This window comes from Luteibacter sp. 329MFSha (genome assembly GCF_900111665.1).
Lineage (GTDB): Bacteria > Pseudomonadota > Gammaproteobacteria > Xanthomonadales > Rhodanobacteraceae > Luteibacter.
Genome location: NZ_FOJE01000004.1, coordinates 23,395 through 48,168 on the forward strand (window position 1 = coordinate 23,395; position 24,774 = coordinate 48,168).

The 24,774-nt window shown below is 69.2% G+C and carries 22 protein-coding genes; 8 read left to right on the top strand and 14 right to left on the bottom strand.

What is annotated here, in order from left to right:
- Window positions 1-9: 9 nt before the first annotated feature.
- Window positions 10-471, bottom strand: a complete 462-nt coding sequence (locus BMW54_RS15705) for a MarR family winged helix-turn-helix transcriptional regulator (protein ID WP_090057911.1) — start codon at window positions 469-471, stop codon at window positions 10-12.
- A gap of 61 nt (window positions 472-532) precedes the next feature.
- A complete protein-coding gene (locus BMW54_RS15710) occupies window positions 533-790 on the bottom strand; it encodes a hypothetical protein (protein WP_090057914.1) in 258 nt (85 codons plus the stop codon).
- Between the two features lie 141 nt (window positions 791-931).
- On the opposite strand from BMW54_RS15710, the gene BMW54_RS15715 reads away from it, so the two are divergent.
- Entirely contained in the window at window positions 932-1,720 is a 789-nt protein-coding gene (locus BMW54_RS15715; RefSeq protein WP_090057915.1) for an AraC family transcriptional regulator, read from the top strand.
- A 145-nt stretch (window positions 1,721-1,865) separates the two neighbouring features.
- On the opposite strand, the gene BMW54_RS15720 is transcribed toward BMW54_RS15715, so the two are convergent.
- The 10 genes from BMW54_RS15720 to BMW54_RS15765 form a co-directional block, all read right to left on the bottom strand.
- Window positions 1,866-2,204 (bottom strand): hypothetical protein, encoded by a 339-nt coding sequence (locus BMW54_RS15720; protein ID WP_090057918.1) that lies wholly within the window; start codon window positions 2,202-2,204, stop codon window positions 1,866-1,868.
- 148 nt (window positions 2,205-2,352) lie between these two features.
- Complete coding sequence (locus BMW54_RS15725) at window positions 2,353-3,051, bottom strand: response regulator (protein ID WP_090057920.1); 699 nt, start codon at window positions 3,049-3,051, stop codon at window positions 2,353-2,355.
- A complete protein-coding gene (locus tag BMW54_RS15730; protein ID WP_090057922.1) occupies window positions 3,048-5,708 on the bottom strand; it encodes a sensor histidine kinase in 2,661 nt (886 codons plus the stop codon). Before BMW54_RS15730 ends, BMW54_RS15725 begins: the two co-directional genes overlap by 4 nt.
- A gap of 78 nt (window positions 5,709-5,786) precedes the next feature.
- On the bottom strand, window positions 5,787-6,362 hold the full coding sequence (gene kdpC, locus BMW54_RS15735; protein ID WP_090057925.1) for a potassium-transporting ATPase subunit KdpC: 576 nt from the start codon (window positions 6,360-6,362) through the stop codon (window positions 5,787-5,789).
- A gap of 14 nt (window positions 6,363-6,376) precedes the next feature.
- Window positions 6,377-7,795 carry an outer membrane beta-barrel protein gene (locus BMW54_RS15740; RefSeq protein WP_090057927.1) on the bottom strand — a complete coding sequence of 473 codons (1,419 nt, stop codon included), beginning with the start codon at window positions 7,793-7,795 and terminating at the stop codon, window positions 6,377-6,379.
- Window positions 7,796-7,847: 52 nt separating this feature from the next.
- Complete coding sequence (locus BMW54_RS15745; RefSeq protein WP_090057931.1) at window positions 7,848-8,042, bottom strand: hypothetical protein; 195 nt, start codon at window positions 8,040-8,042, stop codon at window positions 7,848-7,850.
- Between the two features lie 14 nt (window positions 8,043-8,056).
- Window positions 8,057-10,129 carry a potassium-transporting ATPase subunit KdpB gene (kdpB, locus tag BMW54_RS15750; RefSeq protein WP_090057933.1) on the bottom strand — a complete coding sequence of 691 codons (2,073 nt, stop codon included), beginning with the start codon at window positions 10,127-10,129 and terminating at the stop codon, window positions 8,057-8,059.
- A 3-nt stretch (window positions 10,130-10,132) separates the two neighbouring features.
- Window positions 10,133-11,854, bottom strand: a complete 1,722-nt coding sequence (gene kdpA, locus BMW54_RS15755; protein WP_090057936.1) for a potassium-transporting ATPase subunit KdpA — start codon at window positions 11,852-11,854, stop codon at window positions 10,133-10,135.
- Complete coding sequence (kdpF, locus tag BMW54_RS15760; RefSeq protein ID WP_090057938.1) at window positions 11,851-11,943, bottom strand: K(+)-transporting ATPase subunit F; 93 nt, start codon at window positions 11,941-11,943, stop codon at window positions 11,851-11,853. Before kdpF ends, kdpA begins: the two co-directional genes overlap by 4 nt.
- 263 nt (window positions 11,944-12,206) lie before the next feature.
- Window positions 12,207-14,621 carry a S9 family peptidase gene (locus tag BMW54_RS15765; RefSeq protein ID WP_090057941.1) on the bottom strand — a complete coding sequence of 805 codons (2,415 nt, stop codon included), beginning with the start codon at window positions 14,619-14,621 and terminating at the stop codon, window positions 12,207-12,209.
- A 146-nt stretch (window positions 14,622-14,767) separates the two neighbouring features.
- Here BMW54_RS15765 and BMW54_RS15770 point away from each other — a divergent pair, with 146 nt between their 5' ends.
- From BMW54_RS15770 to hemC, 5 genes are all read left to right on the top strand, one after another.
- Window positions 14,768-16,870, top strand: coding sequence for a prolyl oligopeptidase family serine peptidase (locus BMW54_RS15770; protein ID WP_090057944.1), 2,103 nt, complete (start codon window positions 14,768-14,770; stop codon window positions 16,868-16,870).
- Between the two features lie 127 nt (window positions 16,871-16,997).
- A complete protein-coding gene (locus tag BMW54_RS15775; RefSeq protein WP_090057946.1) occupies window positions 16,998-17,666 on the top strand; it encodes an alpha/beta hydrolase in 669 nt (222 codons plus the stop codon).
- A 44-nt stretch (window positions 17,667-17,710) separates the two neighbouring features.
- Window positions 17,711-18,772, top strand: coding sequence for a sensor histidine kinase (locus BMW54_RS15780; RefSeq protein WP_090058467.1), 1,062 nt, complete (start codon window positions 17,711-17,713; stop codon window positions 18,770-18,772).
- A complete protein-coding gene (locus BMW54_RS15785; RefSeq protein ID WP_090058471.1) occupies window positions 18,750-19,463 on the top strand; it encodes a LytR/AlgR family response regulator transcription factor in 714 nt (237 codons plus the stop codon). Before BMW54_RS15780 ends, BMW54_RS15785 begins: the two co-directional genes overlap by 23 nt.
- Before the next feature lie 107 nt (window positions 19,464-19,570).
- Complete coding sequence (gene hemC / locus BMW54_RS15790) at window positions 19,571-20,491, top strand: hydroxymethylbilane synthase (RefSeq protein ID WP_090057949.1); 921 nt, start codon at window positions 19,571-19,573, stop codon at window positions 20,489-20,491.
- A 39-nt stretch (window positions 20,492-20,530) separates the two neighbouring features.
- On the opposite strand, the gene BMW54_RS15795 is transcribed toward hemC, so the two are convergent.
- The gene (locus tag BMW54_RS15795; protein ID WP_090057953.1) at window positions 20,531-21,388 is read right to left on the bottom strand and encodes a DUF481 domain-containing protein; all 858 of its coding nucleotides are present in this window, start codon (window positions 21,386-21,388) and stop codon (window positions 20,531-20,533) included.
- Window positions 21,389-21,461: 73 nt separating this feature from the next.
- Window positions 21,462-22,397 (bottom strand): hypothetical protein, encoded by a 936-nt coding sequence (locus BMW54_RS15800; RefSeq protein WP_090057955.1) that lies wholly within the window; start codon window positions 22,395-22,397, stop codon window positions 21,462-21,464.
- A gap of 217 nt (window positions 22,398-22,614) precedes the next feature.
- Here BMW54_RS15800 and BMW54_RS15805 point away from each other — a divergent pair, with 217 nt between their 5' ends.
- Window positions 22,615-23,604 carry a helix-turn-helix transcriptional regulator gene (locus BMW54_RS15805; protein WP_090057958.1) on the top strand — a complete coding sequence of 330 codons (990 nt, stop codon included), beginning with the start codon at window positions 22,615-22,617 and terminating at the stop codon, window positions 23,602-23,604.
- Window positions 23,605-23,614: 10 nt separating this feature from the next.
- A complete protein-coding gene (locus tag BMW54_RS15810; RefSeq protein WP_090057962.1) occupies window positions 23,615-24,556 on the top strand; it encodes a patatin-like phospholipase family protein in 942 nt (313 codons plus the stop codon).
- Window positions 24,557-24,774 lie beyond the last annotated feature (218 nt).

Consider the following 24,774-nt stretch of genomic DNA (forward strand, 5'->3'; position numbering starts at 1 on the left):
ACGGTTGAATCAGTCTTTGTCGCGGAGCGCGTTGAGCACGCGCCCCAGGTAATCGTGCAGCCGTACCCGTTCTTCCGGAGAAAGGTCGCGCTGCGCACGCTCGAGCGTGCCTGCGCTCGATTCGTGCAGATGCCGCCACAAGGCCACGCCGGCCTCGGTCAGTTCGATGCGAAGCGCGCGGCGATCCTGTTCGTGCGGCTGGCGGCGCAGGTAGCCCTTGGCCTCGAGCTGGTCGAGCTGGCGGGTCATGGCGCCGGCGTCGAGGTTCACACCCCGCGCGAGCTCCGAGGCCGACGTCGATCCGTGGAGCGCCAGGTACTTCAGCATGTGGAACTGGGTGAACTTCAGCCCGACGCCGAGTTGCGCCAGATCGGACTCGATCGCGCGGACGATTTCGCCGCGGACCGAGCCGATGAGGGACCCGAGGCTGTCACGGCCATCGGGCGAAGTGGGGCATGCGGCCTTGTTCATGACGCATATTCTATTGCCCGGAATATAGTTGTCAAGGCAAATATGCGTAGGGCAGATATTGTCAGGTCGGCATCAGTTCATCCTCGTCCGCCAGCAGCGTGGCCAGGGCCGGATCGCGGATGTCGAAGAGGTCGAAGACGCCGAGCGCGCGCAAGGTCGGCAGCTGGGCCAGGAGGCGGGTTTCGAGGCGCCGCACCTGCTCTTCCGGCGTCGCCGGGTCGAGCATGGCGTGGGCGCAGGCCACGAAGGTCACCAGCGCGTCGCCGGCTTCCCGGCCTTCGCCGAGCTGGTCGTGGTCATGGGTAACGAGACGGATCATGGGGACGATCTCCGTGTCGAGGTCCCTTCCGGGTGCCTGGGGCGCGCCATACGGGACAGATAGTTGGGACTGCAAATGTTAGCGAGGAAGCTTTAGGCCTGTTATCGTCATCGGGCCAACTTATATCGAGGATCGGCCAACATGCTCCGCGACGCCGTGCACGACCTGCTGGAATCGGCCGACGGGCCGCCCCTCGTCGCCTACGAGGCACGCGGGGAGATTCCGTTGAAGGAGATCGACTGGCACAGCCATGTGCGTGGCCAGTTTTTCTACGTGGAACAGGGGCTTGTCATCACCCGGACGGATCACGGGTCGTGGCTCCTGCCGCCGCACCGTGCCGGCTGGATGCCGCCGGGTACCCGCCACACCGTGAGCATCGCGGGCCCGAGCCATGCGTGGGCGGTGTTCATCGCGCCGTCCGTCGCCGCCACGCTGCCGGACCGGCCCTGCGTGTTCGGCGTCAACGACCTCTTCCGCGCCATCGTCAAACGGGCTGCCAGCTGGCCGCTCGACGCGCCGCCGGATCCCGCCCGGGACCGCCTGTTCGAAGTGCTGCTCGACGAGATGCGCCGCGCGCCCGTCGAGGAGCTGCACCTGCCGTGGCCCGAGGACCGGCGCCTGCGCCGCATCGCCATGGCGATGTACGAGCGTCCCGACGACACCCGCGGCATCGACGAGTGGGCGAGCTGGGCCGGGATGTCGGTGCGTACGCTGACGCGGCTCTTCCGCCAGGAAACGCAGGTCAGCGTCGCGCAGTGGCGACAGCAGGCACGCCTGGCGTGCGCGCTGGAGCGGCTGGCGAACGGCGATCCGGTGTCGCTCGTGTCGGACGCGCTCGGCTATGCCACGCCGAGCGCGTTCGTGGCGATGTTCCGCAAGGCCTTCGGCGATTCGCCCGGCCGGTACCTGGCGCGGCAGGCGCTGGGCTGAGCCGCTGTAGGAGCGGACCTGGCCGCGATTGGCTTTTCGCGAGGTGCGACAGGGCCTGTGGCGCTCGGCGAAAAGCCAATCGCGGCCAGGTCCGCTCCAACACGAAGGTCGCGGCCAGGTCCGCTCCCACCAGGGCAGTGGTTCGTCAGTTCAGCGGCTTGCACATCCAGAGTGCCTCGAAGGTGTATGCGTCGCCCGACTCGCGCTCCACGACGTCGACGGCGATGCGTCCGTGTTGCCACTCGCCGTGCATGCCCGGCGACGTGACGTCGTAGCAGGATCGCTGCGCTTCGTAGTTACCGCGGTCCGGGTCCGTCATCGCCAGTTCTTCGGCGCGGCATTGCGCCATCGCCTCGCCGTGGGTAGGCAGCGTGCGCTGTCCGGCGACGAAGTGATCGGCGGCGCAATCGACCGCGAGCGCGTGGCCCGGCAGGGCGAAGACGGCAAGTGGCAGAAGCAGGTGGACGAGGGTGGTTCGGTGCATGGGACGCTCCTCTCTTGATGGAGGCGCGAGCGTCGTTCGATGCCGTGGGAAAGCACATCAGACCAGTCTGAAAATGCGGGCCGATCTCCCGGCGTGTGACGCGTATCACGCGCGACTCGTCCGCGATGAAAGCCTCGTGACCGGCGCGTCAATGCGCGGGGAAGCGATACCCGACACCCGGCTCGGTCTTCAGCCATCGCGGCGTCGACGGATCGTCGCCGAGCTTCTGGCGCAGCTTGCCCATCACGATCCGCAGGTAATGCGTGTCCTGCGTATGCGTCGCGCCCCACACGTCGCGCAGGATCTGTTGCTGCCCGACCACGCGGCCCGGATGGCGCACGAGCAGCGACAGCACCGCGAATTCCTTGCGCGTGAGCGCGACAGGCGCGCCGTCGAGGAACACCTCGCGCCGGGCGAGGTCGACGCTCAGCGTGCCGTCGTCGTAGCGCACGGGGGCATCGGCCTGACCGCCCTTCGCACCCTGGCGCAACAGCACGCGCAGACGCGCCATCAGTTCCTGGATGCCGAACGGCTTGGTCACGTAGTCGTTCGCGCCGAGATCGAGCGCCTTGACCTTCTCGCTTTCCGCGTCGCGCACCGAGAGCATGAGCACCGGCACGTCGCTCCACTGGCGGATCTCACGCAGCACGTCGTGGCCCTCGCGATCGGGCAGGCCGATGTCGAGGATCACCACGTCGGGCGACTGCGTCGCCGCGAGCCCGAGGCCCTGCTCGCCCGTTTCGGCGAGGAACACGTGGTAGCCCTCGGCGCGGAGCCCGATGTCGAGGAAGCGGCGGATCTGCGCTTCGTCGTCGATCACCAGCACTCGGGGGGCGGTAGGGCTCATCGGTTCTCGTCGGGCGGATCGGACAGGGGCAGCGATATACGCATGGTCGTGCCACCGCCCGGCTGGGGCAAGGCCTCCACGTTGCCGCCATGGGCGCCGATCATGCCACGGCAGATCGCGAGGCCGAGGCCCGTGCCCTGCCCGCCCCGGTCGCCGCGGGAGACGGAATAGAACATGTCGAAGATCATCGCGCGCTCTTCCTCGGGAATGCCGGGCCCGCGGTCGTTGACGTCGACCAGCAGGCGTCCGGCCTCGCGTCGCACGACGACGCGCACCGCCTCGCCCGGCGGCGAGAAGCGCGCGGCGTTCTCGAGGATGTTGAACAACGCCTGCTCGACGAGCGCGGGATGCACGTGCAGCAGCACGGTCTCCTTCGGCAACGTCACGTCGATGCGCGTGTCGGGAAAGAGCTGGCGCATGCGCGCGACCGCGGACGCGACGACCTCGCCCGCGTCGATCCAGTCGCGGTGCAGGGTAAGGTTGCCGTGGCCCAGGCGCGTCATGTCGAGCAGGTTCTGGATGTAGCGATCGAGCCGCTGGCCCTCGCCGAGGATCGCCTGCAACAGCGCGTGCCGTTCGTCGGCGGGCAGCTTCTCGTCGTAGCTGAGCAGCGTGCCGGCCGACCCGATCATCGACGCGAGCGGCGAGCGGAGATCGTGCGACACCGACGAGAGCAGGGCGTTGCGCAGGCCCTCGGTCTCCGCCTTCACGCGGGCGCCTTCGAGTTCCGCGGCCAGCCTCGCGCGCTCGAGCGCCTGGCCGATGTCCTGCACCATGGCCATCGCGAGTCCGCGCCGGTCGACATCGGGCTCCCGCGTCCCGGCGGGATAACGCAGGGCGGCGACGCCGGAGGCCTGCGTCTCACCGCCGAGGGGCAGCATCCAGCAGTTCGCTGCGCGCAGCGTATCGGTGAAGCGACCGGCGGGCTCGCCATGCTGCTCGCACCAGTCCGCCGCCGCACGATCCTGCGGCGTCAGCTCGAAGGGCAACGGTGCCGCCGTCTCGGCCACCAGGGTCATGGAGGCATCGCGCACGAGCATCGCGGCATCGACGTCCAGGGCGCGCGCGAGCGCGCGCGCGCCGACGAGCCGCACGGCCGCCGCGTCGCTCGCCGTGGCCAGCTGCTGCCCGAGCGACACGAGCGTGCGAGCCCGCGCCTGCGCCGCGCGCAGCGACTGCACCTGACCCGCGAGCCGCGTCGCGAGCCGGCTGCACACGAGTGCCGCGACGAGGAACAGGACCACCGCGAGCACGTCGTCGGCGTTGGCGATCGCCAGCGTGTAGCGGGGTGGCGCGAAGAAGAAGTTGTAACCGACGAAACACAGCAGGGCCATGTACACGGCGACCGCCATGCGCGTACGGGCGGCGACGAACAGCACGGCGGTCAGGAACACGAGCGAGAGATTCGCGACGGAGAGGAACCGGTCGGCGATGAACGAGAACGCCATCGCGATGACCGTCGCCACCGTGGCGAGTCCGTATTCGCGCCGCGAGCCAAGGTCGTTGCCGACGCGCAGCCGGTGGCGTGCGCGCGCCCGTTCCGCGGGCGTCGCGACGATCGTGAGTTCCAGGTGCGCCGCGCGGCGGAGCAGCCGTTGCGTCAGCGAGTAGCCGAGGCGACGCGCGATCGGACGCTCGCGGGTGCGTCCGACGATGATCTGGCCGACGCCTTCGCGATCGGCCCATGCGAGGAGTTCGTCGGCGATCGCATGACCGCGCAGCACCACCTCCTCGCCGCCCAGGCGACGCGCGAGGCGCATCGCCGCGTCGACGCGCTCGCGTCGTTCGGGATCGACACGGCCGCGGTCGACGAAGACCACGCTCCACGGCGCGCCGCGTCGTTCCGCGATGCGCCGCGCCACGCGCACGAGGTAGTCGCTCTGCGCCGCGCCGTCGATGGCCACCATCACCCGCCGCCGTACCGGCATGACGCCGCCACGCGCGAGCATGTGGTCGCGCAGGTCGCTGTCGACGTGCGCGGCCACGGTCTCCACCGCGAGTTCGCGCAGCGCGGCGAGGTTCGTGGGCGAGAAGAACGCTTCCAGCGCGACCGCCGCCGTTTCGGGCACGTAGACCTTGCCCTGCCGCAACCGCGCGATGAGCTCGCGCGGCGGCAGGTCGACCAGCACGATGTCGCGTGCCCGGTCGAGGAACGCGTCGGGCACCGTTTCGCGCACCGCCACGCCGGTGATCCGCCGCACCTGGTCGTTGAGGCTTTCCACGTGCTGCACGTTCAGCGCGGTGTAGACCTCGATGCCGGCATCCAGCAGTTCGGCGATGTCCTGCCAGCGACGCGAATGACGACCGCCCGGCAGGTTGGTATGGGCCAGCTCGTCCACCAGGATCACGGCCGGGCGGCGGACCAGCGCCGCCTCGAGGTCGAACTCGCGGAAGTCGCGGCCGGCATGCCGTACCTTGCGCGTCGGCAGGATCTCCATGCCCTCGAGCAACGCCGAGGTCTCGGCCCTGCCATGCGTTTCCACCAGGCCGACCACGACATCGACACCCTGGCGACGCATGTCGCGCGCCGCCGCGAGCATCGCGTAAGTCTTGCCGACGCCGGGAGCGGCCCCGAGGAAGACCTTCAGATGCTGGCCATCCTCGGCATTGACCGCGTTGAGCAAGGCATCGGCGCGGGCGTCGCGGGTATCGGTCATGGAGAAGGCCGGTGGGAGAACGTGCGGTTCGAAGGTTAGCCGTAGCGCAACGGGAGCGCACGCACCGTATGGCGGCCGTCAGCGGGCGACGGAATCCAGCGCCATGTTCAGCGCGAGCACGTTCACCCGCGGCTCGCCGAGCACGCCGAGCTGACGCTGCTGCGTGTGTTCGTCGACCAGCGCCTGCACCTTTGCGACATCCAGCCCGCGGGCACGCGCCACGCGCGCGACCTGGTACCGGGCGGCCGCCGGAGAGATCTCCGGGTCCAGACCGCTGGCCGACGCCGCGACCAGTTCGACGGGCACGGGTGCCGCGTTGCCGGGATCGGCGGCCCGGAGTGCCGCGATTCGTTGCTTCGCGGCCTCCGCCAGCGTCGGGTTGGTCGGGCCGAGATTCGAGCCGGTCGACGCGGCCGCGTTGTCCGGGCCAGGTGTGGTCGCGGACGGACGCCCCCAGAAGTAACCGGGCGTGGTGAAGGACTGGCCGATGAGCGACGAGCCGACCGGTTTCCCGTCGCGCTCGACGACGCTGCCGTTCGCCTGCCCCGGGAACAGCACCGCGGCGACGGCCGTCACGGCGAGCGGATAGGCCACGCCGGTCACCGCGGTGAGCAGCAGGAGGAGGACGATACCGTTGCGCAGGATCTTTGCCATGGCGGCTGCTCTCCTCAGTAGTGCCAGATCGCGTCGACGATCAGGCTCGCCTGGTAGTCCTTGCGACCACGGTCATAGGCGGGCATGTCGTACGACTTCTCGACGCGCACCTCGGGCCGGATCTCGAGATCGGGGCTGACCCAGTGCGTGAGTCCGACCGTGTGGGTCGTGTAGCGCGTGGCGTAGCCGGTGCGCTGGCCCTTCTGGTCGTTGTACCACTCGTTGCGGATCGAGATCATGTTCAGCGGATTCAGCGCGATGTTGAGGTAGTTCACGATGCCGTATTCGCCGGCCTTGCCGGGCAGCGGCGACGAGGCGACCACGCCGGGTTCGCCACCCGGGCCGAAGCCGGGGATGTTGCGGCCATACATGTAATAGGCCTCCGTGAGGATGTGCACGTTGTCGGTGAAGCGATGGCCCCACGTCGTCACGTACATCTGCACGTTGTTGTAGTTGTAGTCGGAGGTGTTGAAGCTGTTGACGCAGGGGTACAGCATGTCGTTGTTGTCTTTCGACACCCAGCGGACGCAGGCCTGCAGCGTCGGGCGCGACGAGTGGTTCCACACCGCCGTGTCGTTACCGCCGTTGATGCCCACCTGCAGGGTCCACTGCGCGTTGAGCCGCGTCGTCGTCATCACGCCCATCTGCGTGTACGGGTCGACGGTGTAGAGCACCGAATGCGTCACGAGGTAGTTGTTCGGCGAGAACTGCGCCTCGATGTCGGGCAGCGACAGGTAGCGACCGACGCGGACCACCATGCCCTCGGCCACGTGCGGCAGGTAGATCTCGCCGTAGAAGAGCATCGGGTCGTAGCCGTACGTCTTGCCGTTGAGCGCCTGCCCGGCGCGCGGATGGTTCAGCAGCTGGTTGCTGAAGACGCCCTTCATCGTGGTGTAGTGGTAGTCGTAGCCGTAGAGGTTGTCGAGGTGGAAGCCCCAGTCGATGTGATCGGTCTGCACCGTGTCCGGGAGACGTTCGATGCGCAGCAGCGCCTGGTTGAACTCGACGCGGTTCGGCCGCGTCGCGTAGGACAGGGGATAGTTCGAACGCGACGACGTGCTGGCGTTCGCCGAGGCGTTGAGCCAGCCGTAGATCTCGATGCGGTTGTCCGTCATCCACTTGCCGAAGCGGTTGCACGCGAGCGCCTTCTCGAGCGGGTAGCGCGTGTTCAGATTGGGCACGCCGATCGGATAGGCGACGCCGCCGAGCTGCCATTCCGCCGAGGGGAACGGCGGCGACGGGAGCGGCGAGGGCATGGCGCGGCGTGCCGGCGCCGCTGCGTCGGGATCGGCCGGACGGGCGTCCTCGCGGTAGGCCGCGGCGAAGCGCGACGCGAAACCCTGGGAGCAGTCGTCGCTGTCGGCGGCCATCGCGCGGGTGAAGGGAGCGAGTGCCAGCAGGGCGGCGGCGAAGACATAACGTGTGGTGCGCATAGTGTGTACCGATCCCTCGCGGGACCCCTCTCGGTAAGTCGGTGGGTGGATGTCAGATGCCGGCGTAGCCGCCGAGCGTGTATTCGTCGTCGACCGTGTCGCGGGCGACGGGCACGACGTGCGGCCGGCGCAACGTCGTGGGCGCGTTCGTTACCGCCGTCGCCGCCGCCTCGGGCGCGACGACGCGGACTTCCATGTCGAGATCGGCGCGATCGTCGATGACGACGGTGAGCTTCACGGATTGCATGGGATGACCTCGGTTCAGGCCAGTCCGACGAGGACCAGCAGCATGTCGATGAGCTTGATGCCGATGAACGGCACGATCGCGCCGCCCAGGCCGTAGACGAGCAGGTTGCGGCGAAGCAGCGCGGCGGCGCCCAGGGCGCGGTACGCGACGCCCTTGAGCGCGAGCGGGATCAGGAAGACGATGATGAGCGCGTTGAAGATCACCGCGGACAGGATCGCGCTCTGCGGTGTCGCGAGGTGCATGACGTTGAGCCGGTCGAGCGCCGGATAGGTCGTCGCGAACGCCGCCGGGATGATCGCGAAGTACTTGGCGATGTCGTTCGCGATCGAGAACGTGGTCAGCGCGCCTCGCGTGATCAGCATCTGCTTGCCGATGCCCACCACCTCGATCAGCTTGGTCGGGTTCGAGTCGAGGTCGACCATGTTGCCGGCCTCCTTGGCGGCCTGCGTGCCGCTGTTCATCGCGACCGCCACGTCGGCCTGCGCAAGCGCGGGTGCGTCGTTGGTGCCGTCGCCGCACATCGCGACGAGGCGGTTTTCCGCCTGCATGTCGCGGATCAGCTTCAGCTTCGCTTCCGGCGTGGCCTCGGCGAGGAAATCGTCCACCCCCGCCTCGGCGGCGATGGCGGCGGCGGTGAGCGGGTTGTCGCCGGTGATCATCACCGTGCGGATGCCCATGCGCCGCAGTTGCGCGAAGCGCTCCTTGATGCCGTCCTTGACGATGTCCTTCAGCTCGACGACGCCAAGGGTGAGCGAGCCGTCGACGACGACGAGCGGCGTGGCGCCACGGCGGGCGACGTCCTCGGCCATGCGGCGCACCAGCGGCGGCAGGTGCGAGTCCTGCGTGTCGAGGTAGCGCTCGACCGCGTCCATCGCACCCTTGCGGATGTGGCGCGTGCCGGCGTCGACGCCGCTCATGCGCGTCTGCGCCGAGAACGGCACGAACACGGCGCGGCGGTCTTCGCTACGGCGCTCGGTCCAGCCGAAGGCCTTCTGCGCCAGCACGACGATGCTGCGGCCCTCCGGCGTCTCGTCGGCGCGCGACGCCAGTTCGGCGGCTTCCGCCAGCTCGCGTTCCTCGATGCCGGGCGCCGGATGGAAGGCCACCGCCTGGCGGTTGCCCAGCGTGATCGTGCCGGTCTTGTCGAGCAGCAGCACGTCGACGTCGCCCGCGGCTTCCACCGCGCGGCCGGACGTGGCGATGACGTTGGCGCGGATCATGCGGTCCATGCCGGCGATGCCGATCGCCGAGAGCAGCGCGCCGATCGTCGTCGGAATCAGGCAGACGAGCAGTGCGACGAGCACCGTCAGTGTGATCGGGTGGCCGCTGCCGGCCGCCCGCACGCTGTAGATCGAGTACGGCAGCAGGGTGGCGCAGGCGAGCAGGAAGATCAGCGTGAACTTCGCCAGCAGGATGGTCAGCGCGATCTCGTTCGGCGTCTTGCGGCGCGACGCGCCTTCCACCATCGCGATCATGCGGTCGAGGAAGCTCTCGCCGGGGTTGCTGGCGATGCGCACGACCAGCCAGTCGGAGAGCACGCGTGTTCCGCCTGTGACCGCGCTGCGGTCGCCGCCGGATTCGCGGATCACGGGGGCGGACTCGCCGGTGATCGCGCTCTCGTCCACGCTGGCCGCGCCTTCGACGATTTCACCGTCGCCCGGCACGATGTCGCCGGCTTCGACCAGCACATGGTGTCCGCTGCGCAGCTCGCTCGACGGCGTGAAGACGACCGCCGCCTCGCGGTTCGCCGACGCGAGCTTCTTCGCCATCACGTCGCGGCGCGAGCCGCGCAGCGAGTCCGCCTGCGCCTTGCCGCGACCCTCGGCGAGGGCCTCCGCGAAGTTCGCGAAGAGCAGGGTGAACCACAGCCACAGGCTGACCCAGAAGATGAAGCCGGCGGGCGCCTCGCCATGACCGGCCAGGGCCTGCACCCAGAGCAGCGTGGTCAGCACGCTGCAGACGAACACGACGAACATCACCGGATTGCGGAACTGCAGGCGCGGCGAGAGCTTGAGGAACGCGTCCTTCAGGGCGCGGGTGACCAGCGCGCGGTCGAAGCCGCGCGCGACGGGGGCATGCGTAGTCATGGATCAGTGGCCCGTGGCGGACATCAGTTGTTCGGCGATCGGCCCGAGGGCCAGCGCCGGGAGGAAGGTCAGGGCGCCGACGACGATGACGACGCACGCCAGCAGGGCGACGAACAGCGGCGTGTGCGTGGGCAGCGTGCCCGCGGACACCGGAACGGCACGCTTCGCGGCGAGGGAGCCGGCCATCGCGAGCATGGCGATCGCGAGCGGGAAGCGCGCCAGGAACATGCAGATGCCGAGCAGGACGTTCCAGAACGGCGTGTTGGCCGACAGACCCGCGAACGCGCTGCCGTTGTTGTTCGACGCCGACGTCACGGCGTAAAGCATTTCGCTGAAGCCATGGGCGCCCGGGTTGGCCACGCCGGCGACACCGGCCGGCGCCATCACCGCGATCGCGGTGCAGATCACCACCAGCGCGCAGGGAATGAGGACGGCGAGGCTCGCCATCTTCATCTCGTGCGCCTCGATCTTCTTGCCGAGGTATTCCGGGGTGCGGCCGACCATCAGGCCCGCGATGAACACCGCGACGACCGCGAAGGCGAGCATGCCGTACAGCCCGGAACCGACGCCGCCGAAGACGACCTCGCCCAGCTGCATGAGCCACATCGGCACGAGGCCGCCCAACGGAGTCAGCGAGTCGTGCATCGCGTTCACCGCGCCGCACGAGGCCGCGGTGGTGATCGCCGCGAAGAGGCCCGACGAGGCGATGCCGAAACGCGTCTCCTTGCCTTCCATGTTGCCGCCGGCCTGCAGCGCGCTGGCCTGCGCGTCGACGGCCAGGCCGTGGAACGCCGGGTTGCCGGCCTGTTCGGCCGCGACGAGGCCGAGGGTCAGCGGCACGAAAAGGAGCAGCATGGTGGCGAGGATCGCCCAGCCCTGGCGGCGGTCGCCGACCATGCTGCCGAACGTGTAGCAAAGTGCCGCCGGAATGATGAAGATCGCCAGCATCTGGACGAAATTGGAGAACGGCGTCGGGTTCTCGAACGGATGCGCGGAGTTGGCGTTGAAGAAGCCGCCGCCGTTGGTGCCGAGCATCTTGATGGCTTCCTGCGAAGCGACCGGGCCCATCGGCAGCGTCTGCCGGGCGTGCTCGAGCGTCGTGACGTCGAGGTACGGCGCGATGTTCTGCACGACGCCCTGCGATACGAACAGCAGCGCGATCACGACGGACAGCGGCAGCAGGACGTAGAGCGTCGCGCGGGTCATGTCCACCCAGAAGTTGCCCAGCGTGCTGGCGCCGCGGCGCACGAAGCCGCGCACGATCGCGATCAGCACGGCGATGCCGGTGGCGGCCGAGAGGAAGTTCTGCACGGTCAGGCCCAGTGCCTGCGTGAGATAGCTCATGGTCGACTCGCCCGCGTAGCCCTGCCAGTTGGTGTTGCTGGCGAAGCTGATGGCGGTGTTCATGGCGGAATCGGGCGCGACGGCGGCGAGGTGCTGCGGGTTCAGCGGCAGCCACTGCTGCGTCCGCTGGAGCAGGTAGACGACCGCGAGACCGGCGACGTTGAAGACGAGCATGGCGACGGCGTAACGCTTCCAGCCCATGTCCTCGTCGGCGCGGATGCCCGCGAGGCGGTAGAGCAGGCGTTCGACACCGGCGCCGACGCGGGTGACGCGGTTGGGCTCGTCGGCGAAGACGAGTGCCATGTACTGGCCGACCGGTTTGACCAGCGCGAGCAGCACGGCCAGGAACAGGCCGATCTGGAAGACGTCGTTCGCGGTCATTCGAACCACTCCGGCTTGAGCAGTGCGACGCAGAGGTAACCGGTCAGCGCCACCGCGACGAGGGCGGCCACCGTGTAGGAAATGGACATGGCGAGTTCCTCAGCGGCGACCGAGGCGGTCGCAGATCATGAGGAAGCCGATCGTCAGTGCCGTGAGGACGACGACGAGCAGGACGTACAGGAGTTCCACGGGAGCGTTCCGTCGGGGATAACGGCGCGCATTGTTCGACTTACGCGATATTTACGGTGTATCGCGGCGGCGGCGGGGCGTAACGTTTGCGTAAATTTCGTTGGGGGGCGCGGTCGCGAAGCCCGTGCGTGGTCGCCGTGGGTCCCGGCGACCACGCGACATGTCACCTCGTGGCCGCCGGCTCCAGCTTCTCGCGGAACAGCTCGTCGATGCGCCGGTACTCGTCGTACCAGGAGTCCGCGTGCACGAATCCGTGCCGTTCCAGCGGATACAGCGACATCCAGAAGTTCTTCTTGTGCAGCTCGATGAAGCGCTGGTACAGCCGGATCGAATCGCTCGCCAGGACGTTGTCGTCGATCAGCCCATGTTCGATGAGCAGGGGATCGGACAGGGCGTCGGCGTACTGGATCGGCGAGCTCGCCTTGTAAGCTTCCGGGTCGATCTGCGGATCGTTGAGGATGTTCGACGTGTATTCGTGGTTGTAGCTGGTCCAGTCCGTGACCGGGCGCAGCGCGGCGCCCGCGGCGAATTCGCCCGGCGTGCGGAGCAGGGCCATCAACGTCATGAAGCCACCGTAGCTGCCGCCGTAGATACCGACGCGCTTCGGGTCCACCCCGTGCTCCCTGACCAGCCACGCCTTGCCGTCGAGCAGGTCGTCGAGTTCCGGGTGACCCATCTGGCGGTAGATCGCCGTGCGCCAGTCGCGGCCGTAGCCCTTCGACGCGCGGTAATCCATGTCGAGCACCACGTAGCCACGCTGCACGAGCAGGTTGTGGAACATCTGCTCACGGAAGTACGCCGGATACGACAGGTGCACGTTCTGCAGGTAACCGGCGCCGTGCACGAAGATCACGGCGGGACGCGACGCCGCGGCGGCCGCATCGGCGGGACCGTAGAACTTCGCCCAGACGGTGCCCGCGCCATGCGTCGACGGCACGCCCACGATGGTCGGCGCGACCCACTCGCGCGCCTTGAACGCAGGCTTGCGGGTGTCGGTCAGGTCGCGCGGCGAGGCGCCGTCGACGCCGACGGTGGCCAGTTGCGAGGGGATGTACGGCGACGAGTGCAGCACGGCCAGCTGACGGCCGTCCGGCGAGAGCGCGAAGTCGTCGAGGCCCTGGTACGAGGTGACACGCGCGAGCTCGCCACCCTGCACCGGCACGCTGTAGATGTCGTAGCTGTAGGGAGCGACCTTGTTGCTGCGCACGTAGAAGCGCGTACCGTCCGGACTCAGCACCGGATGGTCGACCTCGAAGCGGCCGGCGGTCAGCGCCGTGGCCTTGCCACCGGGCGCACGCACATAGAGGTGGGCATAGCCGGATTCCTCGCTCAGGTACCAGAGCGTGCGGCCGTCGCGCAGCCAGCCGAAGTCGTTGCCGTCCCAGTTGATCCACGCCTTGTCCGTCAGGCGGTGCTGGCTGACGAGCGCGTGCCGTTCGAAGTCGACGGTGGCGATCCAGCGGTCCTTGTTGTCGATGGCGCGCAGTTGCACCGCGACGCGCTGGCCGTCGTCGCTCCACACGATGCCCGGGCTGTACTCGCCGTTGACGATGACCGGGCGCGTCTTCGGCGCGGCGAGCGCATCGGCACGATCGGCCTTGCCCTCCTTGCGCAGGCTGGCGATGGCCTTCGCACGAAGGTCCGCGAGCGGATCCTCGCCGATGCCCGGGAGCTTGCCGGTGTCGAGGTCGTAGCTCGCGTGCGTCTTCAGGTCGAGCAGGCGCAGCGACTGCGGGGCCGGATCGTTACGGCCCACGTACGGGCGCGTGGCCTCGGGCTCGGCGTAGCCGGAGTCGGTCACGTAGTGGGTGAGGTCGGCCACCTTGCCCGTGTCGGCATCCTTCGCCTGCGTGACGACGAGCAGCCAGCGGCCGTCGGGCGACAGCGAGGTATCGGCGACGCTCGTGTTCTTGCCGAGCCAGAAGGCCTTGGGCGCGCGGTTCGGATCGGCCGCCGCGAGGACGTCCGCGTCGGCGCTCATGGCCGCCTCGTCCGCGCGCAGGCCGCGCAGCGTCGTGAACAGCGACTGCTGCTCGTCGGCGAGGGCATCGGGCTTCTTCGCCTTCGGATCGTCCTTCTCTTCGAGTTCGGCGGCCCGGGCGACGGGCCCACCCGTCACCGCATAGGTGAACCAGTCCTTGTCGGCGCGGAAGGTGAGCAGGCGGCCATCGGCGGAGAAGCGCGGGTCGCTCTCCTTCGCCGACGAGCGCGTCACCTGCACGGTCGCGCCGCTGGCGAGGTCGCGCAGGAAGACGTCGCCATGCCGGATGAAGGCCGCGCGGCGGTGCTCGCGGTCGAACACGGCCTTGCCACCGTCGGCCTGCGCGACGGCGGCGGGATCGAGCCGCTCCGGCGCGCCGCCGCGCGCGGGGACACGCCAGAGATCGCGCACCGGGTTGCCGTCGCGCTTCTGCGAGTAATAGACCTGGCCGCCGTCGACGCTCCAGTAGATGTCTTCGACCGCGGGGCCGATCCAGTCCGGGTCGGCCATGATCGTTTCCATGTCCAGCGGCGGCGGCGCGGCGAGCGCGGGCGCGGCGGCGAGCACGGTCAGCAGGGCGGTGGCGAGTACGCGCATCGGGCGGTCCGTCGTGAAAACGAGCGAGCTTACCCGGTAGGCGCGCGCGACGCATGGTGGGAGCGGGCCGTGGGTTCGTCGCGAAAAGCGGTCGCGCGCAGGGCGCGGTCCTACTACCCTCGGGAATCCTCCCCGGGAGTCTGCCCATGCGTGTCATCGTTCCTCGCCTTCTCGCCACCAGCCTGTTCCTCGCCTTCGGCGCCCACGCTGCCTCGACGACCCCGCCGGCGACGCCGAAGCGCGTGGTGTCGGAAACGCTCGCCGGCCAGGCCGTGAACGACCCCTACCGCTGGCTGGAGAACCCGAACGCGCCGGAAGTCACGACGTGGATCGAGGCGCAGAACGCGTACACGGAGGCGACCATCGGCGCGATGCCGCTGGGCAAGGCACTGAGCGCGCGCATCCGCGAACTCGCGATCACCTCCACCACGCGATCGTCGCCGACGCTCGCGGGCGGCACGCTCTTCTATTTCGAGAACACGCCGCCGCAGCCACAGCCGGTGCTGGTCGCGCAGTCCTGGCCGGACGGCCCGAAGCGCACGCTGGTCGACCTCAACCAGGGCGACGGCAGCACCGCGATCACGGCGTACTGGCCCTCGCCGAGCGGCCGTTATCTCGCCTACGGCACCGCCGAGGGCGGTAGCGAGCTGACCACCATCCACATCCTCGACACCACCACGGGCAAGGCGCTCGCCGATGAGCTGCCCTATGCCGGCGGAGGTACGACGCCACAGGCGCTCGCCTGGGATGCCGACGAGAAAGGCGTGACGTACGCGCGTTTCGACGCGCCGACGAAGGGCAAGCCGCTGCGCGAGTTCGACGCGTACCTCGCCCACCACGTCATCGGCCAGCCGGCGGCGAAGGACACGACGGTGTTCGGCAAGGGGTACTCGCACGTCGCCGAGTACATCCTGCTCGAAGGCAACGGCGGCAGGTCGACCGCGTTGCTCGCCAACGAAGGCGATGGCGGCCCCGCCGAGGTCTTCGTCCGCGACGGCGGCGGCAGCTTCAGGAAGGTGCTCGGTCGCGAGGCGGACGCGCGTTCGGCGAGCTGGGTCGGCGACCGCCTCTACGTGGTCACCTTCGCCGGCGCGCCGCGGGGCAAGGTCGTGGGCATCGGCGCCGATGGCAAGGCCGTCGACGTCCTGCCGGAAGGCAAGGGTGCGATCCAGCACGTCACCGCGCTCGGCGGCGGCTTCCTCGTGGTCCGCAGCGCGGGTCCCGACTGGTGGGCCGACCAGTACGACGCGAAGGCCGCCTTCGTCCGCCGCGTGCCGCTTCCCGCCACCGGCATCGCGATCGGCGGCGTGGCCGCGGAGAAGGGCCAGGACAAGGCGCTGATCACGTACGCCGGCTGGACGCAGCCCACGCACTGGGCCGAATACGACGGTGCGACGGGCGCCATCAAGACGATCTTCGAGGTGAAGCCGGCGGCCGATTATTCGAAGCTGCGCGTCACCCGCGTCGAAGGCACCTCGAAGGACGGCAGCAAGATCCCGGTCACCGTGATCGCGATGGACGGGACGACGCCCAACGGCAAGCGCCCGACCATCCTGTACAGCTATGGCGGCTTCGGCATTCCGGTCACCCCGGGCTTCGTGGGCGCGAACCTCGCCTGGCTGGAGCGCGGCGGCGTGCTGGCCTACGCCAACATCCGCGGTGGCAACGAGTTCGGCGAGGCGTGGCACGAACAGGGCCAGAAGCTGCGCAAGCAGAACGTGTTCGACGATTTCTACGCCGCGTCGCAGGCCCTGATCGACACGAAGTGGACCGACACGGGACACCTCGGCATCCTCGGCGGCAGCAACGGCGGCCTGCTCATGGGCGCCGCGCTCACGCAGCATCCGCAGCAGTTCCGCGCCGTCGTCGGTTCGGTCGGTATCTACGACGTCCCGCGCCACGAGACCGCGTTCGCCAACGGCCCGTACAACGTCAGCGAGTACGGCACCGTGGTCGATCCGGAACAGGCGAAGGCCACGCTCGCGTATTCGCCGCTGCACAACGTGAAGAAGGGCACGAAATACCCGGCCGTGCTGCTGACCACGGGCGCGAACGATCCGCGCGTCGCGCCCTGGCAGTCGCGCAAGTTCGCCGCGGCGTTGCAGGACGCCACCACGTCCGGCCAGCCGGTCCTGCTCCTCACCCGCATGAACGCGGGCCACGGCATCGGCGCGCCCTTCAGCCAGCGCGTGGGCAACCAGGCCCTGTCGATGACGTTCTTCGCGACCGAGCTGGGCCTGGGCGAATAAGGACGAAAAACATCGCCGATACGATCGGCTCCCACTCCCTCGGTAGGGTGGGAGCCGATCGTATCGGCGATCAGCGTCCGGTATTTCCGTGCCTGCTAGGATGCCCGCCACGTCGAGAGGAACCGCCATGCCCCTACCCACCGTCGAACACGAAACCAAGCCTTCGCCGACCTGGTCCGTCATCTGGCTGCACGGCCTCGGCGCGGACGGCAACGATTTCGCGCCGATCGTGCCGGAGCTCGTCGACCCGTCGTGGCCGGGCATCCGCTTCGTCTTCCCGCATGCGCCCGTGCGCCCGGTGACCGTGAACAACGGCGTGCCGATGCGCGCGTGGTACGACATCAAGGGCCTCGCCATCGCCGACCGGCAGGACGCCGAGGGGATCCGCGCCTCCATCGGCGAAGTGGAGACCCTGATCGCGCGCGAGGTCGAACGCGGCGTGCCCGCGTCGCGCATCGTGCTCGCCGGGTTCTCGCAAGGCGGCGCGATGGCGCTTTCCGCGGGCCTGCGCCACCGCGAGTCGCTGGCGGGCATCGTGGTGCTCTCCGCTTACCTGCCGCTGCACGACACCATCGAGGCCGAGCGGAGCGGTGCGAACCATGCGACGCCGATCTTCTGGGGCCATGGCAGCGCGGATCCGATCGTCCCGATCGCGCTGGGCGAGCAGTCGCGGCAGGCGCTGGAAACCCTCGGTCACCGGATCGACTGGCACAGCTACCCGATGGCCCACCAGGTCAGCCTGCCCGAGATCGTCGACATCCGCGGCTGGATGACGGAGCGTTTCGCGGCCGCGTGATGCATCGCGCGGCGACGCCGCCGGGCATCCGGCATACTCGCCGCATGTCCGCCATCGAGCAGCCCGCACCTACCCGTCCGGCATCGGCACCGCTGCCCGATTTCTGCAGCTTGCCGGTGCTTTTCGCGCTGGTGGTGGTCGGTGCCCTGACGGTCACGCTCATGTGGCTCGCACCGGGCAACGACGGCGACCTGCGCGACTTCTGCATCGCCGTCCTGTTCACCAGCTGGCTGTCGATCCTGCTCACCGTGGCGCTGTGCAAGCTGCGGCCGTGGATGCAGCGTCTCTCGTGGATGTGGCCGTACGCGGCGGTGTGGCTGCTGCTGGTGCTGACCGTCGGAGTGAGCGCCGCGGCGCTGAGCTGGGTGGATCACAACCTCGAGCTCGGCCTGAGTCCGCCGTCGCGCTTCCGCTTCGTGCGCGACTGCACGCTCGCGACCGGCCTGCTCGGCGCGGGACTGCTTCGCTATTTCTACGTCGTCGCGCAGTGGCAGGGACGTGTCGCGGCCACTGCGCGAGCGCAGGTCGACGCCTTGCAGGCGCGCATTCGTCCGCACTTCCTCTTCAACAGCATGAACGCGGTGGCGACGCTCATCCGTGTCGATCCGGACGCGGCCGAACGCACCGTCGAGAACCTCGCCGAGCTCTTCCGCGCCGCGCTCGGCAGCGACACCTCGACGCCGGGCACGCTCGGCGAGGAACTCGCGCTGGTGGATCGCTATCTCGAGATCGAAACGCTGCGACTCGGCGATCGGCTGCGCGTCGAACGCGACATCGACGTGCCGAGCGACCTGCCGCTGCCCCGCCTGCTCCTGCAACCGCTGGTCGAGAACGCCATCCGCCACGGCGTGCAGCCCAACCGCGGCGGCGGCACGATCCGCCTGGCGGCGCGCACGGTGAAGGGCGGCGTGACGTTCACCATCGACAACCCGCTCGCCGACACCCCGACGACGCCGGGAACCGGGCATGGCCTGCGCAACGTGCGCGAGCGCGTACGCCTGCACTTCGGCGAGCGCGCCACGGCGGACGCCACCGCGCGCGATGGCCGTTTCGTCGTCACCCTGTTCCTGCCGGAGACCGCGCATGCGCGTCCTGATCGCCGATGACGAGCCACTCGCGCGCGTCCGCCTGCGCGGCCTGCTGGCGCGCCGGCCGGACGTGGTCGTGGTGGGCGAGGTCGGCGATGGCGACGCCGTGATCGAAGCCTGCGCGAGCCTCACGCCCGATGTCGTGCTGCTCGACGTCGAGATGCCCGGACTGACCGGCACGGCGGCGGCACGCCGCCTCGCGACGCTCCCCGCGCCGCCGCAGGTCGTGTTCTGCACCGCCTACGAACAGCACGCGCTGAGCGCGTTCGATCTCGGCGCCACGGATTACCTCCTGAAACCCGTGCGCGCGGAGCGGCTGGACGAGGCGCTCGACCGCGCGAACGCGAGGCGTCCGGCATCGCGGCCCGATCGCGGCGCATGGCTGCGGGCGCGCAGCGGCGCGGACGAGGTCCGCGTCGCGCTCGACGACGTGCACTACCTGCTGGCGGACGAGAAATACGTCGCCGTGCATCACGGCGGCGGGATGTGGCTGATCGACGAGTCGCTTCGCCAGCTGGAGACCGCGCACGGCGAGCGGCTCGTGCGCCTGCATCGCAACTGCCTGGTGCCGCGCAAGCGCCTGCTCGGCCTGAAGACCCTGGCCGATGGCCGCGTCCTTGCGCGTCTCTCGGGAACGGACGTCACGCCGGAGGTCAGCCGCCGCAATCTCCCGGCGGTTCGCCAGCTGCTGCGCATGCCCGGCGCCTGACGCGGCGCGGGCCCCTCGTTGGCGTCCCGCCGACGTCCCGCGACGTGACAGGCACCCGTGCGGACGGGACAATAGGGGACTTCGTCGATCGCTCCGCCGGGAATGTCATGACCGCACCGCTTCGCATCGCCACCCGCAAGAGTGCCCTCGCCCTCTGGCAGGCGGAACACGTCGCCTCCCAGCTGCGCCAGGCGCACCCCGGCCTCGTGGTGGAGCTGGTGCCGCTGTCCACGCGTGGCGACGAGATCCTCGACCGCTCGCTCGCCACGATCGGCGGCAAGGGCCTGTTCCTCAAGGAACTCGAGATCGCGATGCAGGACGGCCGCGCGGACATCGCCGTGCACGCGCTGAAGGATGTTCCGGCCGAACTCGAGCCCGGCTTCATCCTTTCGGCGATCCTGCCGCGCGCCGATGCGGCCGATGCGTTCATCAGCAACGCGCACGCGAGCATCGCCGACCTGCCCAACGGTGCCCGCGTCGGCACCTCGTCGCTACGCCGGCAAGCCCTGCTGCGCGCACTGCGTCCAGACCTCCAGCTGCTCGACCTGCGCGGCAACATCAACACGCGCATCGCGAAGCTCGACGAAGGCCATTACGACGCGATCATCCTCGCCTGCGCAGGCGTGGACCGCCTCGGCATGTCGCACCGGATCACGCAGCGGCTGGCCAGCCCCGAGTGGCTGCCGGCGCCCGGGCAGGGCGCGATCGCGGTCGAGTCGCGGGCGCAGGATGCCCGCGTCGCCGAGCTTCTTGCCGTGATCAACGACGAGGAAACGCTCGTCGCGGTGAACGCCGAGCGCGCGATGAACGCCCGGCTCGGCGGCAGCTGCGCCGTGGCGATCGGCGCCTGGTGCGTGGTCGCCGAACACGGCCTCACGCTGCATGGCATGGTCGGCAACGCGGCCACGGGCGAGCTGATCGTCGCCCAGGCCGACTACGCGGCCGACGACCCGGTGGAACTGGGCCACGAAGTCGCCGCGATGCTGCTGGCGCAGGGCGCGGACGCGTTCCTCAAACCCCAGCGCTGACGCGGGACGCGCCATCGCCAGGGCGCACCTTCCGGCGGATCAGAAGTTGTAGACGAGGTTCGTCGTCGTCAGCTTGTCGGTCTTGACCGTGCCCGGCTGCGTGTCGCTGTTGTAGCGGATCTGGTAGCCGACCTTGAGCGCCATCTTCTTCGTCATGCTGACGGAGAGGCCGACGTCGTTCTGGTAGTACTGGTTCTTCGAGCCCGCTTCGACCAGCAGCGTGTCTTCCAACGCCGTGTTGTCGGTGAGGCGGTACTTCGCGTTGACGAGGCCACGGCCGACGACTTCCTTCTCGGCGTCCGGCTTGTAGGTTTCGTTCAGGGCGTTACCCTGCGCGTCGGTCGCCGGCGTGCCGTCCGGGTTGAGCACCGGGCGGGTCGAATTGGCGGGCTGGTAGCGCTTGAAACCGGGACCGATTTCGAAGGACAGCTCGGCGCGCTCGTTCTTCAGCGCGATGTAGCCGTAGCCGACCGAGATGATGCCCTGCCAGATGTTGGCGCCGAAGTCGTCGTGTTCGTAACGCGCGGCCGTCACGATGTAGCTGCGCGGATCGAACTTGTAGCCCACCGAAGCGCCGGTGTCGTAGCGGTTCGCCGTGGTGCTGAACTTGTCGACCGGGTTGCCGTCCTGGTCCTCGACCGTGACCTCGCCCTTCGAGCGCAGGCCGTTGAGGTAGAAGTTGTTCTTCCACACCTCGTTTTCCTGGCTCAGGCCCAGCTTGGCGTTGGCGTTCTCGGAGCGCGAGTTGCCGCGCGACGACGCGAAACCGAATTCGCCCGAGCCTGTCCAGCCGCCGTTCTGCGCGGCGTTGGAGTTCGTATTGGCGTTGGCGTCCTGGGCCGATGCCGCGAACGGCATGGCGGCGAGGACGAGCGTGGCGATCAGCAGTTTTTTCATCGTCTACCCGGATGTGGAATGGAATCTGTTGGTTGCCCGGCGGCGAGTCGGCGCCCCCGCGCCATATCTGTATTCAACGCCGGCCTGAAAGGAGCCGGACGTACGCGCGCCCGAAGAGGCGTTGCTCGAGACATTGACCGATAACGCAGCTTAACGCCCCCAGACCGGCCGCCAGCGCATGCGCCTGGCCGGCCGGATGGGAGAGCAGGAGCATCGACGGAAGGCCGACGGAGAGAATCGCGACGGCCACCCGCCAGCCCAGCAGGCCCATCGCGCCGCGGCCCGTGGCGATTTCCGCGCCGCTGCCATGTTCCTCGGCCACCTGGCCCAGGGCGCGCCAGCGCACGCCTTCGACGAGTCCCAGCGCCAGCGCCACGGCCAGCAGCGCGAACTGCCAGGGATCGGCCGGATGCGCCGGCGTCTCGGCTTGCGAGGCGACGCAGGCCCAGAACCAGAGGCCGCCCGAGAACAGCGCGGAAACGGTGCGGCCCAGTGGCCAGACGTTGGCGATCGTCGCCACCGCCGGCGGAAGCTCCCGCGCCGCCGCCCGCGCCGTATAGACGAGGGTGGCGAGGCTGCCCGCCGCCAGGGCGCCGCCCGCCACGCGGGTGGCCCAGAAGTCGTTCTCGCCCCGCGCCAGGCCGGCCAGCGCCAGCATCGGCAGGAACGACATCATCGCGATCATGCCTTCGAGCGTGGGCATCATGCGCTGCGCCGGGTTCCAGCCGTGCCAGTCGCGGGCGAAGGGAAGGCGCAGGCACGTCGCCAGCAGCCCGCTCCCGGTGAGGACCAGCCCGATCGCCAGGGGCGCCAGCACCTCGCCGCGACCGTCCGCGTACAGGCCCAGGGCCAGCGCGGCGCCAAGCACGATCCACAGGCCGTAACCGGTCGCCGTGGCCGTCTGGACGACCACGATCGGGGTGGAGAACAGGTTGCGGGCAGGCCCCCCCGCGTCCGGCCGGCCCATCGGGCCCAGCACCGCGGAGCGAGCCTCGTTCGGTTCCACCATGGTCGGGGATGGCCTTGGGGAGAATCGCAAAGCAGCATTTTTGCGCCTTATGGCCCCCGGCGCAAACCGCGCGAGCCAGGGCAGCGGGTTCCTACCCGTCGCGGCTGCGCTTTCTCTTGCGGAGCGCCGCGGCCGACCTCATGCTTGAGACGCGTAGATATGGGCATCACGTCCACGCGGACACACTTTCCGAAGCTCCACCTGCCGGCGACACCTCATGGACCGCTACGAGCGCATTCTGACCCTGCACCGGCTGCTGAAGTCGGCCCATTACCCGGTGCCCCTCTCGCGACTGATGGACGAGCTGGAGTGCTCGCGCGCCACGCTGTACCGCGACGTCGCCTTCCTCCGCGACGCACTGGGCGCACCCGTGCAGAGCGTGGCGGGCGAGCAGGCCTCCTTCCGCTACGAGGCGGGCGAAGGCGACAGTTTCGAATTGCCCGGCCTGTGGCTGACCAGCGACGAGCTCGCGGCGCTGATGGCGCTGAACGAACTCATCGGACGATCCGACCCGGGCGTCCTCGCCGGCGCGCTCGCGCCGTTCAAGGCTCGCATCGAGCGCCTGCTCTCCGACCACGGCAGTGGCAAGGCGCTGCCTGTCGATCGCATCCGCGTGATCTCCTGGGGCGCGCGCCGGATGGACCAGCAGGTGTTCCGCATCGTCGCCGGCGCGGTGCTCGAACGGCGCCAGCTGACGTTCCGCTACAAGGCCCGCACCACCAATTCCGACACCAAGCGCACCGTCTCGCCGCAACGCCTGACGCATTACCGCGACAACTGGTACCTCGATGTGTGGGACCACGATCGCGAAGCGCTGCGCAGCTTCGCCGTCGACCGGATCGCCGATCCGCAGGCGCTCGACGCGAAGGCGAAGGACGTCGAGGACGCGGAGCTCAACGAACTGCTCGCCTCCAGCTACGGCATCTTCGCCGGCAAGCCGAAGGCCTGGGCCACGATCCGCTTCTCTTCGCACGCGGCGCGCTGGGTCGCCGACGAGCACTGGCACTCGCAGCAGAAGGGCGAGTGGTTGCCCGACGGCCGTTACGAGCTGAAGGTGCCGTACTCGAATTCCCGCGAGCTGCTGATGGACGTGCTCAAGTACGGGCCCGACGCCGAGATCGTCTCGCCGCTGCCGCTGCGCGAGGAAATGAAGATCCTGCTGCAGCTGGCGCTGTCCGGCTACCAGGCCAACGGCAACCATCACTGACAGGACGCGCATGAGCGAGCTCGATATCGCCGATCCCGGCGCGGTGCCGGCTTCCGGCGGCGATCCACGGAAGCCGCGCGTCGCTCTCGCGCTAGGCGCCGGCGCGGCGAAGGGCCTCGCGCACATCGGTGCGATCGAGGTGCTCGAGGAGCGCGGGTTCGAGATCGTCGCGATCGCGGGCACGTCGATGGGCGCGCTCATCGGCGGCATCTACGCGATGGGCAAGCTCGACATCTATCGCGACTGGGTGTCGACCCTCGCGCGCTTCGACGTGCTGCGCCTTGTGGACTGGAGCTTTTCCGGCGGCGGCTTCATCAAGGGCGACCGGATCATGGCCGCGCTGCGCGAGCTGATCGGCGAGGTGAACATCGAGGAGCTCGACATCGCCTACACCGCGGTGGCCACCGACATCGATCGCGAGCGCGAGGTGTGGCTGACCCGGGGGCCGCTGTTCGACGCGATCCGCGCGTCCATCGCGATCCCCACGCTGTTCCGTCCCTACGCGCACGAGGGCCGCCGCCTCGTCGACGGCGCGCTGCTCAACCCGTTGCCCGTCCTTCCGCTGATGCGCGAAGACGCGGATTACGTGATAGCCGTGAGCGTCGACGGCGCCGCCGAACTACGCAAATCGCCGGAGAAGGACGTCGCCGCGGTCGCCGATGCCGGGTACGTGCGGAGGATCAGCCGTCTCATCGGCAAGGTGCTGCCGCATGGCGAAGGGAAGATCCGCGACCCCGGCGCCTTCGACCTGATGACGCAGTCGATGGACCTGATGCAGGCCAACCTCTCGCGCCTGCGCCTCGCCGCGTATCCGCCGGACCTGCTGGTGGAGATTCCGCGCAACGTCTCGGCGGTGTACGAGTTCTACCGCGCGCGCGAGCTCATCGAACTGGGCCGCGAGCGCACCGCGCAGATGCTGGACACCTGGTCGCCGCGCACCCTGGCGCGGTAATCCCACGGCCTGGCTCGCTGTAGGAGCGCGCCCTGCGCGCGACATCTTCTGAGGCCGTGCCCGGGAGCTGGCGCGCCACCTTGGGAACCGCGGCGAAAAGCTGTCGCGGCCAGGTCCGCTCCCACGACAGCCTCGGCACCCCCACCTGTGGGAGCGCACCTGGGCGCGACATCTTTTGAGGCCGTGCCTGGGAGCTGGCGCGCCACCTTGGAGACCGC

Excerpts from the sequence above, each read along its gene's own strand:
- BMW54_RS15805 (WP_090057958.1), top strand. The coding sequence starts at position 22,615 with ATGGACCGCTACGAGCGCATTCTGACCCTGCACCGGCTGCTGAAGTCG.
- BMW54_RS15785 (WP_090058471.1), top strand. The coding sequence starts at position 18,750 with ATGCGCGTCCTGATCGCCGATGACGAGCCACTCGCGCGCGTCCGCCTG.
- BMW54_RS15780 (WP_090058467.1), top strand. The coding sequence starts at position 17,711 with ATGTCCGCCATCGAGCAGCCCGCACCTACCCGTCCGGCATCGGCACCG.
- BMW54_RS15770 (WP_090057944.1), top strand. The coding sequence starts at position 14,768 with ATGCGTGTCATCGTTCCTCGCCTTCTCGCCACCAGCCTGTTCCTCGCC.
- BMW54_RS15710 (WP_090057914.1), bottom strand. The coding sequence starts at position 790 with ATGATCCGTCTCGTTACCCATGACCACGACCAGCTCGGCGAAGGCCGG.
- BMW54_RS15745 (WP_090057931.1), bottom strand. The coding sequence starts at position 8,042 with ATGCAATCCGTGAAGCTCACCGTCGTCATCGACGATCGCGCCGATCTC.
- BMW54_RS15740 (WP_090057927.1), bottom strand. The coding sequence starts at position 7,795 with ATGCGCACCACACGTTATGTCTTCGCCGCCGCCCTGCTGGCACTCGCT.
- BMW54_RS15725 (WP_090057920.1), bottom strand. The coding sequence starts at position 3,051 with ATGAGCCCTACCGCCCCCCGAGTGCTGGTGATCGACGACGAAGCGCAG.
- BMW54_RS15795 (WP_090057953.1), bottom strand. The coding sequence starts at position 21,388 with ATGAAAAAACTGCTGATCGCCACGCTCGTCCTCGCCGCCATGCCGTTC.
- BMW54_RS15765 (WP_090057941.1), bottom strand. The coding sequence starts at position 14,621 with ATGCGCGTACTCGCCACCGCCCTGCTGACCGTGCTCGCCGCCGCGCCC.
- BMW54_RS15810 (WP_090057962.1), top strand. The coding sequence starts at position 23,615 with ATGAGCGAGCTCGATATCGCCGATCCCGGCGCGGTGCCGGCTTCCGGC.
- BMW54_RS15800 (WP_090057955.1), bottom strand. The coding sequence starts at position 22,397 with ATGGTGGAACCGAACGAGGCTCGCTCCGCGGTGCTGGGCCCGATGGGC.
- BMW54_RS15730 (WP_090057922.1), bottom strand. The coding sequence starts at position 5,708 with ATGACCGATACCCGCGACGCCCGCGCCGATGCCTTGCTCAACGCGGTC.
- BMW54_RS15715 (WP_090057915.1), top strand. The coding sequence starts at position 932 with ATGCTCCGCGACGCCGTGCACGACCTGCTGGAATCGGCCGACGGGCCG.
- BMW54_RS15720 (WP_090057918.1), bottom strand. The coding sequence starts at position 2,204 with ATGCACCGAACCACCCTCGTCCACCTGCTTCTGCCACTTGCCGTCTTC.
- kdpF (WP_090057938.1), bottom strand. The coding sequence starts at position 11,943 with ATGTCCATTTCCTACACGGTGGCCGCCCTCGTCGCGGTGGCGCTGACC.
- hemC (WP_090057949.1), top strand. The coding sequence starts at position 19,571 with ATGACCGCACCGCTTCGCATCGCCACCCGCAAGAGTGCCCTCGCCCTC.
- kdpC (WP_090057925.1), bottom strand. The coding sequence starts at position 6,362 with ATGGCAAAGATCCTGCGCAACGGTATCGTCCTCCTCCTGCTGCTCACC.
- kdpB (WP_090057933.1), bottom strand. The coding sequence starts at position 10,129 with ATGACTACGCATGCCCCCGTCGCGCGCGGCTTCGACCGCGCGCTGGTC.
- BMW54_RS15775 (WP_090057946.1), top strand. The coding sequence starts at position 16,998 with ATGCCCCTACCCACCGTCGAACACGAAACCAAGCCTTCGCCGACCTGG.
- BMW54_RS15705 (WP_090057911.1), bottom strand. The coding sequence starts at position 471 with ATGAACAAGGCCGCATGCCCCACTTCGCCCGATGGCCGTGACAGCCTC.
- kdpA (WP_090057936.1), bottom strand. The coding sequence starts at position 11,854 with ATGACCGCGAACGACGTCTTCCAGATCGGCCTGTTCCTGGCCGTGCTG.